The 15,360-nt window shown below is 46.8% G+C and carries 12 protein-coding genes; 9 read left to right on the plus strand and 3 right to left on the minus strand.

What is annotated here, in order from left to right; all coding sequences use genetic code 11:
- Positions 1-328: 328 nt before the first annotated feature.
- From MSMTP_RS07570 to MSMTP_RS07580, 3 genes are all read left to right on the plus strand, one after another.
- On the plus strand, positions 329-829 hold the full coding sequence (locus tag MSMTP_RS07570) for a PASTA domain-containing protein (RefSeq protein WP_048178497.1): 501 nt from the start codon (positions 329-331) through the stop codon (positions 827-829).
- Positions 830-1,102: 273 nt separating this feature from the next.
- Positions 1,103-2,320 (plus strand): tetratricopeptide repeat protein, encoded by a 1,218-nt coding sequence (locus MSMTP_RS07575; RefSeq protein ID WP_048178498.1) that lies wholly within the window; start codon positions 1,103-1,105, stop codon positions 2,318-2,320.
- Between the two features lie 404 nt (positions 2,321-2,724).
- Complete coding sequence (locus tag MSMTP_RS07580) at positions 2,725-3,327, plus strand: tetratricopeptide repeat protein (RefSeq protein ID WP_048178499.1); 603 nt, start codon at positions 2,725-2,727, stop codon at positions 3,325-3,327.
- A 172-nt stretch (positions 3,328-3,499) separates the two neighbouring features.
- Here MSMTP_RS07580 and MSMTP_RS07585 read toward each other — a convergent pair whose 3' ends face one another.
- From MSMTP_RS07585 to MSMTP_RS07595, 3 genes are all read right to left on the minus strand, one after another.
- Positions 3,500-4,318: an AAA family ATPase gene (locus MSMTP_RS07585; protein WP_082090542.1), complete on the minus strand. Its 819-nt coding sequence runs from the start codon at positions 4,316-4,318 to the stop codon at positions 3,500-3,502.
- Between the two features lie 218 nt (positions 4,319-4,536).
- The gene (locus MSMTP_RS07590; protein ID WP_048178500.1) at positions 4,537-6,060 is read right to left on the minus strand and encodes an asparagine synthetase B; all 1,524 of its coding nucleotides are present in this window, start codon (positions 6,058-6,060) and stop codon (positions 4,537-4,539) included.
- 908 nt (positions 6,061-6,968) lie between these two features.
- Positions 6,969-7,199 carry a hypothetical protein gene (locus tag MSMTP_RS07595; protein ID WP_197076167.1) on the minus strand — a complete coding sequence of 77 codons (231 nt, stop codon included), beginning with the start codon at positions 7,197-7,199 and terminating at the stop codon, positions 6,969-6,971.
- A 498-nt stretch (positions 7,200-7,697) separates the two neighbouring features.
- Here MSMTP_RS07595 and purS point away from each other — a divergent pair, with 498 nt between their 5' ends.
- The 6 genes from purS to MSMTP_RS07625 all read left to right on the plus strand — a co-directional run bounded on the left by purS (position 7,698) and on the right by MSMTP_RS07625 (position 15,339).
- Positions 7,698-7,949: a phosphoribosylformylglycinamidine synthase subunit PurS gene (gene purS / locus MSMTP_RS07600; protein ID WP_048178502.1), complete on the plus strand. Its 252-nt coding sequence runs from the start codon at positions 7,698-7,700 to the stop codon at positions 7,947-7,949.
- Between the two features lie 91 nt (positions 7,950-8,040).
- Complete coding sequence (purQ, locus tag MSMTP_RS07605) at positions 8,041-8,739, plus strand: phosphoribosylformylglycinamidine synthase I (RefSeq protein WP_048178503.1); 699 nt, start codon at positions 8,041-8,043, stop codon at positions 8,737-8,739.
- Between the two features lie 456 nt (positions 8,740-9,195).
- Entirely contained in the window at positions 9,196-10,332 is a 1,137-nt protein-coding gene (locus tag MSMTP_RS07610) for a nitrous oxide reductase family maturation protein NosD (protein ID WP_231582958.1), read from the plus strand.
- Positions 10,333-10,546: 214 nt separating this feature from the next.
- Positions 10,547-11,599: a nitrous oxide reductase family maturation protein NosD gene (locus tag MSMTP_RS07615; RefSeq protein WP_048178504.1), complete on the plus strand. Its 1,053-nt coding sequence runs from the start codon at positions 10,547-10,549 to the stop codon at positions 11,597-11,599.
- Positions 11,600-11,855: 256 nt separating this feature from the next.
- On the plus strand, positions 11,856-12,698 hold the full coding sequence (locus MSMTP_RS07620; protein ID WP_048178505.1) for an MBL fold metallo-hydrolase: 843 nt from the start codon (positions 11,856-11,858) through the stop codon (positions 12,696-12,698).
- A gap of 403 nt (positions 12,699-13,101) precedes the next feature.
- Positions 13,102-15,339, plus strand: a complete 2,238-nt coding sequence (locus MSMTP_RS07625) for a S8 family serine peptidase (protein WP_156153731.1) — start codon at positions 13,102-13,104, stop codon at positions 15,337-15,339.
- Positions 15,340-15,360 lie beyond the last annotated feature (21 nt).

Here is a 15,360-nt window from a genome sequence, read left to right on the forward strand (position 1 = left end):
TGGACTATTAGTTGGATTCGTTGGATTCGTTGGATTCGTTGGATTCGTTGGATTCGTTGGGATAGTTGGGCTTCAGGGGGTGTTCTGACTGGTGCATAAAAATATAAAACTTAAAATGGGTTGGATGATAAGGAAGTATAGCGGATAGAATCAAAAGGGTTGAATAAAAAGCCGAATTATTGAATAAAACTAATAGTTTGATAAGAGGCTCAACCGGAATGTATCAAAATTTGAATTTACCAAAATTTGAAATTATCAAGATTCGAATGTACAAAATTCGAACTTATCAAAATCTGAATTTACCTAAAATAGAGGGGTTCGTAAGAATATGAAGGCGCAGCTGGAACAGCGTTTAAAGGAACTCAAGAACGAATACGGGTCCGGGCAAAAAACCCTGGGCAACATTGAAACAGCTCTTGCTGAGCTCGAAGCCCGGAAAGAGAAACTGAATGAAACTCTTCTCCGGATCAGTGGCGCGATCGAGGTGCTGGAAGAGGTGCTGGGAGTGGAAAGTGAAGTCAGCGCTCCGGAAACCTCAGGAACCGGGGAAACCGAGTCGGAAAACAGCGTTGAAGTTCCCAGTGTTATAAGGAAACCTCTTGACCATGCCCGGAAAATATTGGAAGATGCCGGGTTGACCGTTGGGGAAGTTACCGAAAAGAGCATTTTTGTAGCCGGGATTCATTTCGGGGACGTGGTTCAGCAGGAACCTAAAAGGGAAACGAAAGTGAAACCCGGTTCAACCGTGAATCTTGTTATAGCGGCAAAGGGAAAATTCAAACCCGATTTAAGTGCGGATTCCACACTATGTCCTTTTAGCAAGCACTGAAAATCACTAAAATGTACTGAATGATGTTGAAAGGCACTGAAAGGGACTGAATGAGACTGAACAGAACTGGGCCGAACTCAACCTAATTGGATCGTACTGAACAGGACTAAACAGAATTAAACCTGACAGAATAGATCTGAACAGAACTGTGCAGCTCTTAAAATATCTTTCAATTGCCTTTTTTACCTGAACTTAATTTGTTGTTTTCAAATACGTTTTATCCGGAATAAGGGAAATTATTTCCGAATAATCCGGAAAGAGAGGAAGTGAACCATGAACGATGGAAAGGGGACAGGAACGGGGGCAGCAGCAGGTAAAGCCGGTCCAAAATCAGAAAGGTATCTGGAAGACCTCAGGGAACACTGTGCAGCTGCACTTGGAGCCTTCAGGGAGCTGAACATTCCTGCAGGTTCCCGGAATACCTGTGAAGCAGTCCGCAAATTCTGTACCGAATTCAGGCAAATCTCAGGGGTATTCTGGGTTAGGAATAATAAAAAGCAGCGGAAAGAAATTAGGTATGTACTTTCGATCGCGGAAGAATCCCCTTTCAACCTGAAAGCGCTTCCCTGGCTTGATTCTTTTTTTCAGGAGTTTCTGGACAGGAAAAATAAATCTGTCGACGAGGCTTCCGGAGAACCTGTGCCGGATACCTGCACCTATGAGGCTTCCACTGGCATTTTTACGTTTAACGGCAAAGAATACGGGCTTGCGCCCCTTTTCCGGGCTGTCAGGGACCTCTACGCTTCCCTCCCGCTTTACGGGGAGCTGAAAACCTGCTCTGAAATCCTTCAAGAAGACCCGGAAAACGCCACCGCCCTTTTCCAGAAAGCCGTGTTGCTCGACAGGGCCGGAAGGTTTGAAGCTGCCCTGCAGCTAACAGGGGAAGTGCTGGAAATCGTTCCTGACGACTACAAGGTCTGGTACAACAGGGGAGTAATCCTCGGGAAGCTGGGCAGGCTGGAAGAAGCGCTTGAGGCTTATGACCTGGCAATCAAACTCGAACCGGCTTTTGAGATAGCCTGGGACAACAAAGGAGTTATCCTGACGAGACTTGGCAGGTATGAGGAAGCCCTGGAAACCTATAGCCGGATCCTCGGGAGGAACCCGGACTATGCCGAAGCCTGGGCAGGGAAAGGCTCGGTTCTTTTAACCCTCGGCCGGAAAGAAGAAGCCCTGGAAGCCTATACCTCGGCTCTTGAAATCAGGCAGGACTACCTGGAAGCCCTTGCGTGCAAAGGTACTCTTCTCTCCGGGCTCGGGCGTTTCGAGGAAGCTCTGGATGTATACGACCTTGCTCTCGAGTCCGTGCCTGCCGAGCCCGGGCTCTGGTACAACAGGGGGCTTGTCCTTTCCGAAATGTACAGGTATGGGGAAGCTCTTCAAAGTTACAATAAGGCCCTGGAAATCAAACCGGGTTTTCTTCCTGCCCAGGAAGCCAAACTCAAGGCCCTTTCAGAAATCAGCCGGGAAAAAAGAAAAGCTCAGGAATGAATTTTTGTAAGCATTTCCAGGCAGCGTTTCGAGACCAGGGTTTTGTGCTCGAAGTTTCCCTGCCCCCACGGGAATCTTGGACCTGCGGCCTGTGCACCACAGGTCGTTAAACACACGGATTGCTCTGCTTCAGGTCGTTAACCCCGAGGTCGCTGCACCTGCAGGTTGGTCTTCATTTACGCTGTACCGGGAATCTGCCTCAATATTCCGGTTTTCAAACTATGCTATTATAAGACATGACCGATATAATTCAATATTAACTGAATCGGGAATGTATAAGCCTAAGGAAACATGAGTTAAAGCCTCTATTCATATTCCAAAAACAGTATGAAAAATGGAAAATGGAAAATGAATTTTACGGGGGTCCTGATAGAACTCAATTCGGGAAACATGAGGGTTGCACAATGACAGAAGATAATTCAATGGATGAACAGGACCGGATTGAACAAAGCCGGACAAATGAGACAGGGAAAACTGCCTCAGAGTGGGAATCCGAGGTCGGGTCCAGGGTAATGAGTCCCCCCCAGCTGTTAAAAAAGGCAGGGGAAGCCGATGATTACGATGAAAAGCTCAGGCTCTATGATGAAGCCCTGAAATTAGATCCTGTCTGTACCGATGCCCTGCTCCAGAAAGGTTTTTCTCTGGACAGAATAGGGAAATCCGAAGAAGCCTTAGACTGCTACAACAGGGCGCTTGAGATCGATCCTGATAATATGGGTATCTGGTGCCTTAAGGGGTTCGCCTTCAACAATTTAAAGAATTTCGAGAAAGCAGTAGAATGCTATGATGAGGTTCTTAAAATCAACCCCAGGGACGTTTTTGCCTTGTGTCAGAAAGGCATTTCTTTCGAAGCTATGGGAAAGTTAGAAGATGCGGTTGAGTGTTACGACAAGGCTCTAGAAATCGATCCGACTGATGCCCTTATAAGGGAGAAAAAGCTGAAACTCCTGTCCATCCTTTATAGTGAAGGTGGAACAGGGGATTCTCCTGATAAGTATTTTAATTGAATCTCGACGAACTCTCAACTGAATCGCACCCAAATTATCTTTGGTCAGTTTCGACTTTGGTCAGTTTCGACTTTGGTCTAATTCGGCTTGAAACAGGTTAAAAAAGAAGGATTAAAAAAGAAGGATTAAAAAAGAAGGATTAAAAAAGAAGGACCGGAATCTTCCAGTCTTTTCACTTCACTTCACTTCGCTTCTTTTCCTCTTCCTTCTCTTTCTTTTCTTTCGCTTTCTCGGCCCGGATTTCTTCAACGATTACCGTCAGCTTTTCTTTGATCTTGCCGATGGCTTCCACGGCTTCGCCGCCTACTTCAATGGGGGCTTGCTTTTCCAGGTCGGCATGCATGAGCTGGGTGTCAAAGGGGATTTCCCCGAGGACCGGGATACCGAGCTTATTGAGCATTTCAATAACTTTTTCGGACCCGCCTTTGTTTATAACGGCGAAGAGGTTAGTTACCCCTATTTCAGAGGAGAGCTTCTTTATCCTCTCTGCGGTTTCCAGGGACCTGGCCCCGGGTTCCACAACCACGATCATAAGGTCCATGCCCCGGGTTGTGCCTCTTCCCAGGTGCTCGATTCCGGCTTCCATGTCCAGGATCACGGCGCTCTTATCCTTGAGCATCAGGTGGCGCAGGAGGGCTCGCAGGAAAGCTGAAGCCGGGCACATGCACCCGCTGCCTCCACGGTCCACCGTGCCCATGACGAGCATCCTGACCCCGTCAGGCCCGATGACGCCGTATTTGCTGGCAATGTCGTCGACCTTTGGGTTGTAGATAAAAGCTCCTCCCTCCTCCCCGGCCCGTTCCTGGATCAGGTCCTTGTACTCTGCCAGGGGTCTCGGAGGGGTCTCGACTCCAAGTGAGGACGCCAGGTTCATGTCCGGGTCCGCGTCTATTGCCAGCACTTCGTATCCGTCCCTCGCAAGCATTCTTGCCAGGGTACCCGAAAAAGTTGTCTTTCCAACGCCGCCTTTTCCAGTAATTGCTATTTTTATAAGGAATTCCCCCTGATATCTTGATTATAAATCTAATGTGATAATTTTCTATGCAGAATATAACAATTAAACTGTTTATAGTTATTGATTTGCTTCTGCTTTTTCACTGATGCCTTGAAAAATTAAAATTGTTTCGGTATTCCGGTCCCTGGACTACAACTCCCGTTTTTTTCTGCAGTTTAAACTCCGGTTAAATTCTGGTTAAGCTTGAAAATCGGTTAAAGCTCGAAACCCTTTTCCCTGGCGACCGTGACCAGGTATTTTTCTATGTGCTTCCCTTCTTTTTTTGGAAATCCCGCATCCCGGGCAAGCTTATCCAGGACTTTCTGGACCCCGGTCCCGTATTGCATAGCTTTCTTTTCCTTCCGGAGAAGTTCGGGAGAGAGGAGCCCTTCAGCCGCTTTTCTCAGGACGTGTTTCCTGCTGTATCCTTCGTCCGTTTTCAGGACCTTCAGTTCAGGGCGGATTGCAAGCCCCACTTTTATCACTTCCCTGTCCAGAAAAGGTACCCGCAGTTCCACGGCGTTTGCCATGGTGACCATGTCGTCCCTTTCGAGGTTGATCGTGGAAATGTTTTCAAGGTCAGAACGGATCTCCCTGTCAAGCAGATTCGCGCCCTTTTCAAGGAAAGCCTCATGCCGCCTGTATCCGCCAAAAAGCTCGTCGGCTCCCTGTCCTGTAAGGAGCACCTTCACCCCGTTTTCCCGCGCAATTTTTGAGACTATGTAGAGCGGGAGCCCGATGGAAATTTTCATGGGGTCTGTGGATTCGGTTGCGTAAATTACCTGCGGGACGGCAGCTTCGATTTCCTCAGGCGAAAGGAGATGGGTTATAAGGGTCTCTTCCAGTCCCAGGGTTTCTGCCGCGTACTCTGCCTGTTCTATATCATGGGAACCCGGAAGCCCCACCGCATAGAGTGGAAGGTCCGGCTTTCTTTTCCTTGCCAGGGCAGCCAAAAGGGCACTGTCAATGCCGCCGGAAAACGCAATTCCCGAATGGGGGGTGAGGCGGAGTCCCACCGCTTTTTCAAGGGCTTCTCTGAGGCTTGTAACAGCTTCCTTTTCTTTGGAAATCCGCCTTTCAGGGGGCCGGATTTTCAGGGATCTCTCAGCGGTTACCCCGCTTTCGGTATTGGTGCTCAGGACAAGCCCCGGGGGAAAAGGTTTGAACCCGAAATCTTTCCCCTCTGTCCCGGAAGCCAGGGCATGGTGTGCCTTTTTTTCGGACGCAAAGACAATTTCAGGTATCCTCGTGTTCCCGGTGTTTCCAGTGATCTCGCTGCTTTCGCTGTACTCAATATTGTTCTTGAAGCAGTAAAAAAGAGGTTTTACCCCAACGGGGTCACGGGCAAGAACCAGCTCGTTTCCGCAGGCGTATGCCAGGGCAAAGTCCCCGTTTACACGGGAAAGGACGGAATAAACGGCTTCAATGTGAGTCTTTCCCTCTCCTACCCGGGCTTCTATCATTGAAAAAAGCAGTTCGGTATCAGAATCGGTTCTGACTCCTTCTTCGGATGCCAGTTCCCGGAAATTAAAAGCCTCCCCGTTAAGCACAAAGGCTCCTCTTCCAACCAGGGGCTGGGGCATATCCCCTGTAATTTTTAGCAGGGTGTTCCCGATGCTGATCTTTCCTGCAGTATGGATTCCGCAGGCATCAGGTCCCCTGTGGCCGAGGATTTCAAGCATCTTTTTTACTCCGGACCTGCTATCCGGGATTCCTGTAGCGCCGGCAATTCCGCACATTGTTTGCACCTTTATGGGGATCAGTTTTTTGAGGATCAGTTTTTTGAGGATCAGTTTTTTGAGGATCAGTTTTTTCAGGTTCCTTTTTTGAGGATCAGTTTTTTCAGGTTCCTTTTTTGAGGATCTGTTTTTAGGAACAGGATCTTATGAGGGTGCAATAAACTCTAATTCCATATTTATTACTTTGCTTCAAATGAGCTTACGGAATATGATATATAACTTACATTTTTCGTCAGAGGAATAATCTTTAAGGGGCAACCGTGTTCCTGGCATTTACTTATCCAATAAACCTTTTTTGATCCGCTTTTTAGATACCGACACTCTCACCGGTCAGCTTGCTGACCGGCTTTTTCAACATTGAAAATTGAGTTTAAGTGCAGTAACGTTTTGTATTTGAAGATAAATCACAGCACAGTTCAATTTTGCATTAAAATACCAATCATGGAAATCATGGCACAGTACAATTTTGCATTAAAATACCAATCATGGAAATCATGGCACAGTACAATTTTGAATTTAAATTCCAACCACGGAAAAGTATAATTTTGAATTAAATCTCCTCTTTTCTACTCATGAACTTTATGAAAAAGCCGCTCGTGCAGGCACGAGCGGTGAGAGGTCGGGGTTTCGCGAAGCTATTAATTTACGGAGGTTTCGGTTTTCTCCCCTAAACTTCCTTACCTGAAGGAAAATCTTTTGATCAGTGGAAAAGAGGAAATTTGAATTTGAATTTGAATGATAAGCAGAAAAGAGGGATTTTGGACTTGAATTGCATGCGGGTTACTTTTCGGAACTTTCCGGAGGGCATATGAACTATAAAAAAAAGATTCCGTTTTTATTCGCTTTAATTTTGGTATATTTTTGATTCCTTTTATCGGGCTGTGAAACCAAATCCTGCCTCAACTTCTTTAACCCGGGGACTTTTCCCGAACCACCTCAACAGCATAGGTGGGGTCGCTCGCCAGGGCTGCGAAGGGGTTCCTCGCGCTTTTCTCGTCCCCGAGCCAGATAGAATTTGCACAGTACTGGCAGCAGCAGCGAGTGGTGTACAGGTTGTTTTCTGGCCTGTACTTCCGGCAGCAATTACTGCCCCGCAGGACGCCGTGTTTGCAGAGCACGAGCTGCCTGGTCAAATGCAAATCCTATTCCCAGTTTTCCTTTTCACCTGAGTCCAGTATATCACCCCGTTTATATATATGGGCTATATACTCTTAAAACTTTCTATTTCTGTACATCCCTTTTATAATAACTCTGACTTGAACCCCCAGGGCAGGAGGAGCAGGTTAAAAACTTTGGAGCTGAACCCTCGGGTAAAGGAAGCTTTTTATCTCTGCCCTCCAATATACGCAACGTTTTTAAGCAACGTATATTTATTATGGTGCAACCGGTAATTGCTTACCTATAAATTACCTGCAGAAGCTCATCACTTTCAAATGATCCTCGCATCACAGAGATTATCCAATAACGATCCTTAAATGACGATCTCGAAATAATGATCATTAGATAAAGGATCATTAAATATCTCAAAATAAAGATCTTTAAATAAATATCTTCAAATAATTAATAATCCAGTAAAAGATCATCAATAAAAAATCACATAGATCATAAAATAACTCAGAATATTGAGGCTTACAAAAATGCAGTACCAGGCAACAGTGACCATTGAACAGAAGGCAGGCATGCTTGACCCCGAAGGCACAACCATCAAAAGAGCACTCGACCACCTTGGCTATGCAGCCGAGAGCGTGAAGACCGCAAAGCTGTACACAATCGTGCTCGAAGCCGAATCTGCCGAAGCTGCGGAGCAGAAGGTCGATGAGATGTGCCAGAAGCTCATCGCAAACCCCATCGTCCAGAACTACAGAATCGAGCTCGAAGAGCTGAACTGAGCAGGTCACGGATAGTACAAAAGAAGTGCTTAAAGGGTCCAAATGCTGAGAAGGCTTTGAAAAGGCTGAAAGTAAGATTTGAGGGAAAAAGATGAAGATTGCCATTGTTCAGTTCGGAGGCACTAACTGCGACCTGGACGTCCTGCACGTCCTGAAAGAGGTCATCGGTGTGGATGCCGAGACTGTCTGGTACAAGGAAGAAGACCTGAGCGGTTTTGACGGGGTTGTGGTCCCTGGCGGCTTTTCTTACGGGGATTACCTGAGGGCGGGAGCCATTGCCGGCCGTACCCCTATTATGGATTCCGTAAAAAAACTGGCAGCTGAAGGAAAACCCGTGCTCGGGATCTGCAACGGCTTCCAGGTACTCACCGAAGCCGGGCTTTTAAAAGGAGCCCTTACCACCAACGAATATCCCAAGTTCAGGTGCCACGGGTCCTATCTCAGGGTCGAGACCGCGGACACTCCCTTTACCTCGAAATTCAGGAAGGGCGAGGTCGTCAGGATGCCGATTGCCCACATGGAAGGCCAGTTCTACGCCGAAGAAGCCACCCTTGCAGACCTTGACGACAACGAAAGGGTCGTATTCCGCTATGCTGATGAAGCAGGAAAGGTGACGGACGAGGTCAACCCCAACGGCTCCCTTGAAAACATCGCAGGTATCGTGAATGAGAGCAGAAATGTCCTCGGACTCATGCCCCACCCCGAAAGGGCATCCGAAGCCGTGCTCGGCTCCGATGACGGACGCAAGATCTTCGAGTCCATGGCTGACTACATAACCGAAAAATTCTGAAATAACTTTTTTTCTTTTCTTATTTTTTTCATTTTTCTTATTTTTACATTTTTCTTAACATTTCTTCACGTTTCTTCATTTCTATTTTTACATTTTTTTTCTTTATTCATTTTTTCATTTTTCTTAACATTTTTTCATCTTGAATTTTAATTTTCCAAGACTATTTTTTAATATTTTTTCAGTATTTTATTTTGTCCTACCGGGCACTTTTCAGCCAGCTTTTGACAGAGGAAATAGGTGAAGGGGGATACAATGAATCATGTTCAGGCACACTTTTCAGGAATTAAAATTCGAAGTCTTTTTATTGTCATAAATTATTATTATCTCACGTTATTATATATATTAAATTTATTTTTACACATGAATACTATTTTATTGTATGTATTAAATAAGTAATTTCAGGGGAGTTTTATGAATAGAAAATGGGTTCAAAAAATTTGTTTAGTTTTTCTTTGCTTGTTCGTAACGGCTGTAATTCAGGTAGAAGCTGCCTTTATAGCCGTTGACGATGACGGAGCCGGGGACTTCAGTTCGATTCAGGAAGCTGTGGATAATGCGCAGGAAGGGGACACAATTCTTGTGAATCCGGGAATATACCGGGAAAATGTGGAAGTGTACAGGGAGCTGGCCATTGTTGCCGATTCCTCGCTTTCAGGCGATGACGGGAACCGTACTTATGTTATAGGGGACGTTCCGGAATATAACGTCTTTAACGTAAATGCCAGCAATGTCACAATAGACGGCTTCTACATCACAGGAGGCCCTTCCGGTATGGAATGGTACGAGGTGGGAATATATCTCGAAGGGGCTGAGAACTGTTTCTTGAAAAACAACACCCTTGTGCTTAATGATATGGGAATTGTTCTCAATGATTCCGAAGGAAACTATCTTGAAAATAATAACGTAGCCCTTGGATACTATGGAGTCGCCCTTTTCAACTCCGAGGAAAACACCATTTTAAATAACCGGGTTCTGACAAACGGACAGGGCATCGTCCTCCAGGGTTCTGTAAACAATACTCTTAAGAATAACACCGCAAGTTCAAACGGAATGGGTTTCATTCTCTCTAGCTCCGTGGGAAACGTATTAGCCAACAACCAGGTTTCAAAGAATGAGTGCGGGATCTACGGTCAGATGGCAGAATCCAATGCTCTTATTAATAACATCATATACCTCAACCGTGTGGGACTCTACCTTAACGAATCCGAAAACAATATGATCTACGCAAACCGTTTTTACAACTTCCGTAACGCCGTGGATGAAGGCTTCAACATCTGGAACAACTCCGTGGGCAACTTATGGAGTGACTATTCCGGAGAAGATACCAACGGAGATGGTATAGGGGATCTCCCGTACAGCATCAACGAAAGCACGGGGAGCATAGACTACAAACCTTTGGTCCCCCAGCCTTCTTCCGGGGATTCGGAGAACATGAGCAGCATTTCCGGAGTGGAAGTCTCTCTGGCGAATAAGGTTAATAAAAAAGATAAGGTAGATAAGGAGAATAAGGGGGGTATACCCCCTATAGAAGATGCCGAGTATTTCAAGATAAATAATGTGCTTTTTATCTTTAAAGACAACAAGTTCCTTTGATCCTTTTTTCTTTTATGGATCTTCTCTATTTTTCCGGATTTCTTTAATTCATTTTTCAGGATCTTTCCTATTTTCAGAGGGTCTTTAATTCAGATCCATTTATCCGAAATTTTGATTCAAAATCTATATTATGATCTAATATAATTATAAAATATATAATTATTTTTAGCGGAGCATAAAGTTTTTTACATGAACTCGTCGGGGGAATTTAATTATGAAAATCACTAAATTGCTGTTGAACCTTTTTGTGATCCTGTTTTTCCTGGGAAGTGCTGCAGCCCCGGGGGCTGGAGCAACGCTTACCGTAGATGACAGCGGCGATGCAAGTTATACAACAATTCAGGAAGCTATTGACAACGCAGAAGATGGAGATACAATTCTCGTTTATCCCGGAATATATGCCGAGAATGTGGAAGTTTACAAAGAGCTGAGTATAGTTTCCGAGTCCGGGGAATCTGAAAATACGTTTATCATATCCAATAGTCCTGAAGCTGATGTACTCTATGTGGTTGCTGACAATGTAACCATTGAAGGTTTTTCCGTGCTTGGCTTACTGAGCGATACCGGTAGCATCTCCGATGCGGACTGGCCCGATGTCTTGGCAGGAGTTTTCATTGACGGGGCTGAAGGTTGCAGGGTGTCCAACAGTACCTTCATATCAAATGATGTGGGCATATTCCTTCAGGAAGCTGACAACACTGTCCTGTACAACAATGTTTTGACCCTTAACTATTGGGACGGGATAGACCTGATTGACTCCAGCAACTGTGTGCTGTCAGGCAATGTTGTTGCAAGAAATGACTGGGGAATCCATATCGAAGGTTCGGTTGACAACGTTCTGCTGAATAACATCATATCTGCCTGCACCAATAAAGGTCTCACTTTACTGGAATGCAGCAACAGTACGCTTGAAAACAACATGATATCCGGGAGTGAACTGGGGATATATTTCGAGGGCTCTGATAGCAACATAATGAGCAATAGCACTGTAGAATGGAATTATGAGGGAATCTTCCTGAGCAATTCTACTGAAAACCTTTTCTACGGAAACGAGTTTGCAAACGATGTCAACGCCGTGGATTACGGAACAAATTCCTGGAACACTACAGTGGGCAACTCATGGAGTGATTACGCAGGTGAAGACGCGGATGGGGATGGAATAGGAGATACCCCTTACGTCATCAACGAAAGCACGGAAAGTATTGATTACCTGCCCATAACGGGACTGCCCGTATCGGATCTTTTGCCTGGAAACAATTTAACGTAACTTGCAGCAGACAACTTAGCGGCGGAAATGGAGCCAGGTTAGAGAAATTAGTCAGCTCTTTCCCGGCTCCATCTCTGGAAAGTTTTTCTGCCCGCAGATTGAGAAAAATAACTAAGTGAATAACTAAGTAACCGGGTAATACCCCAACTAGCCAAATATTTTTTCCGCTCTTTACATTTTTACATTTTTTGTTTGTTATTACTTTAGATCCGGCTTTATGGATCAGGTTTTATACTTCAGTAACAAATATCCGGGTATGAAGCTTACAGTCCTGGTCGACAATAACACCCTGATAGACAGGTACTTCCTGGCTGAACCCGGGCTCTCCTTCCTGATTGAGGATTCCGGTTTGAAGGTCCTTTTCGATGTGGGCTACTCAGACATTTTTATTACGAACGCCCGGAAAATGGGCATCAACCTGCTGGACATAGATTACCTTGTTTTGTCCCACGGGCACCTGGACCATACCTGGGGACTTGACCCGCTGGTCAGGCATTTTACGGAAGCCCGTATAGAAGGCCTTCCCCAGGGGTCCCCGGGCCTGGTCGCACACCCCCTGGCTCTCAGGAGCAAACGGATGGATGGGGTAGGAGAAATCGGAAGCCTCCTTTCCCGTGAAAAACTTAAAGAGCATTTCGAACTCCGGCTTTCTTCCCCACCTCTCTGGCTGAACGAAAACCTCGTGTTTCTGGGAGAAATTCCCAGGAGATACGTTTTTGAGGGCAGGGACGCCCTCGGGGATGTGCTGAATGCCGAAGGGTGCGAGGAACCTGACCTTCTTTTTGACGACACTGCTTTGGCCTGCAAGACCCGAAAAGGCCTGGTGGTCATCACCGGCTGTTCCCATTCCGGCATCTGCAACATAATCGAATATGCAAAAGAAGTTTGCAGGGAAGAAAGAGTTCTTGACGTCATTGGAGGCTTTCACCTGCTGGAACCTCCTGAGATACAGGTACAGGGGACCCTCGAATACCTGCAGAACCTGAAACCTGAATGCGTTCACGCCTGCCACTGCACGGACCTTTCCTCGAAAATCGAACTTGCAAAAGTTGTCAACCTGAAAGAGGTAGGGGTGGGACTGCAGCTGGAATATGGCTGAACTCTTTAATAAGTCTCAATGATCAGAAACAGTTTTCAGAACATGTACTTCAAAAACGTTATCTCTTTTAAGCTAAGAATTTATAGTATTTATATTAATTTTTTTATAATTTAAAAAATTTGTAGCCGGAACTCTGCTTCTGGTTTGGGGGAATTCAGGACCCGGAGTTTCTGCTAACCGGGTATCTGGAAAACAAAATCGCATTTGGAGGGTTAGAGGGGTGATTTCCGGAAAACGCCGTACTTTTTCAGTCATACTTTTTGTTTTTTTGCTTTCAAGCATTCCCTGCACTGCAGGGGTATATCTAAATACGGAAAATAGAAATGTTACCGGATCGGCTGCAGCCGATGGTCCATTTGTAGCTATTGAATCACCTGTTCCCCGCGGATTCCCTGCAGCCGATATGGAGAATTACACGGGCTCTTCAGATCTGATTTTAGATCCGGGTGTAATTAACCCTGGCACAACAAACCTATCATCCCTTACGGAAGCCAGGAAAAAATTGTCAACGGACCTGCTCCAGTTAACTGATGATAGTTTCCTGCCTCCCGGCATGACCCGCGAAGCCCTGATAGAGCAGATGGAAAGCTTAAACCAGATAACCCGTGTTGACGAGCAGCCCATCTATGCCAATGACCATTTTGTCTATTCTGATGACTATAATGCCAGTGTTAACGATATGCACATTGAAGGAAATGTCGAAAACGAATCTGCTGAGGGCGAATCTGTTGATGGTGGACCTGTTGAAGGAGAAACAGATCCGGGGCTTCAGGGAGACGACCTGGTCCATGTCTATGTGCGCTTCTATCCGGGAAACGGGACTGACAGCGCTGACTCTTATGTGGAGATGGTCACGGGCAGGGACGAAGAAAACCACCTTATGGCGGCATGGGTGAGGGTTGATTCCTTTGAACAACTTGCTTCTCTGGAATCCGTGCAGTGTGTAAGGACGGTTATGCCTCCGGTTATAAGGACAGGTACGTACACCACGGAAGGGGATGCAATCCTCAACTGTGATGAGTTAAGAGTCCTCCACGGCCTGACAGGAGAGGGGGTCAGGATCGGGATTATTTCTAACGGGGTTGACAACCTTGCGGATGCCGTGGCTTCCGGGGACCTGCCGGCCAATGTAACCGTTTTAAGCAATTCCGAAGGAGGGGACGAAGGCACGGCCATGCTTGAGATCGTGCACGACATAGCTCCCGGGGCAGAACTGTATTTCCATGATTCCGGAAATAATGTCATAGCGTTCAATAATGCGGTCGATGCCCTTGCAGGGGCGGGCTGTGATATCATCTGCGACGATATCGGCTGGATTTTCGAACCTTTTTTTGAGGACGGGGTTGTTGCATCGCATGTACGGGGCGTGGTCGAAAGCAATGATACCCTGTATGTGAGTGCTGCGGGGAACGATGCCCTTACTCATTACCAGGGAGAGTTCGCTCCTGTAGGGACAAATTTCAATGATTTCAGCGGAGGGACCGGGGAGACGGAATGGCTGTACGGCTTTATCCCCCCTGGTGGGTCGATTATCATTGTCTTTCAGTGGAACGATGAATGGGGAAAATCCGAAAACGATTACGACCTCTATCTGGGTGACATGGTTAGCGGGAGAATTATTTCCTGGAGCACTGATATACAGGACGGAAACGACCTCCCGATAGAGGCATTGACCTACCTGAACACGGAGCAGACAGGAAAAAACGTTGCAGTGCTTGTCCAGAAAGTTACCGGGGACCCCGGGGTGCTTGAAGTCTTTGTCTATCCTTTTTCCGGGGCTTTCCTGTATGCCAACAACCTGGTTGCGGAAGACTCCGTTTACGGGCACCCCGCAGTGCCCGGGGTTGTAAGCGTGGGGGCGATCAATGCTGCTGACCCGGGAAATGACAACATACAAAGATCCTCTTCCCGGGGCCCGGTTTCGATCTATCACAGTTCTTTCGAACTCCGGGAAAAGCCGGATATCGCAGGCATTGACGGGGTGCAGGTCTCGGGAGCTGGCGGTTTTCCTCCTGTTTTTTTTGGGACAAGTGCAGCAGGTCCTCACATTGCAGGACTTGCAGGGCTTGTCTGGAGTGGGTTTCCGGAAAAGCCGGGAAGTGAGATCCGGACAGCCCTCCTTGAGAGTTCGGTGGATCTCGGGGAGCCCGGAAAGGACGGAAGCTTCGGGTACGGTCGGGCGGATGCTCTTGCCATGTACGAGTTTTTGCTTCCTGCCGTGCCGCCGCCGGTCGCCAACTTTACTGTAAATCGGACGGGAGGACCTGCGCCTCTTAAGGTCCAGTTCACCAGCCTTTCGGAAAATGCAAGCTCTCTTTCCTGGGACGTCAACGGAGACAACGTTATCGATTATACCGACCCGAATCCGGTGCACACCTACACTGAACCCGGCCTGTACACGGTCACCCTGACCGCCAATAACAGTGCAGGTTCGGATACCCTGACAAAACCCGATTTAATCAATATCATGAAACCCCGGCCTGTGAATACCGGAACCCGTGGAATGATCCTGCCTCTCCCGGGGGAGCCATCATTACGCTTACCTAAACTCCAGGTTGCGATGAACGCCTGGATGGCCGGTACGCCCGTGCCCGGGACAGGAGCAGAACTAAATCAGGAAATACTGCAGGAACTGAACTGATCTATCTCTGGCTAGGCAGCG

Origin of the sequence: Methanosarcina sp. MTP4, assembly GCF_000970045.1 — an archaeon.
Lineage (GTDB): Archaea > Halobacteriota > Methanosarcinia > Methanosarcinales > Methanosarcinaceae > MTP4.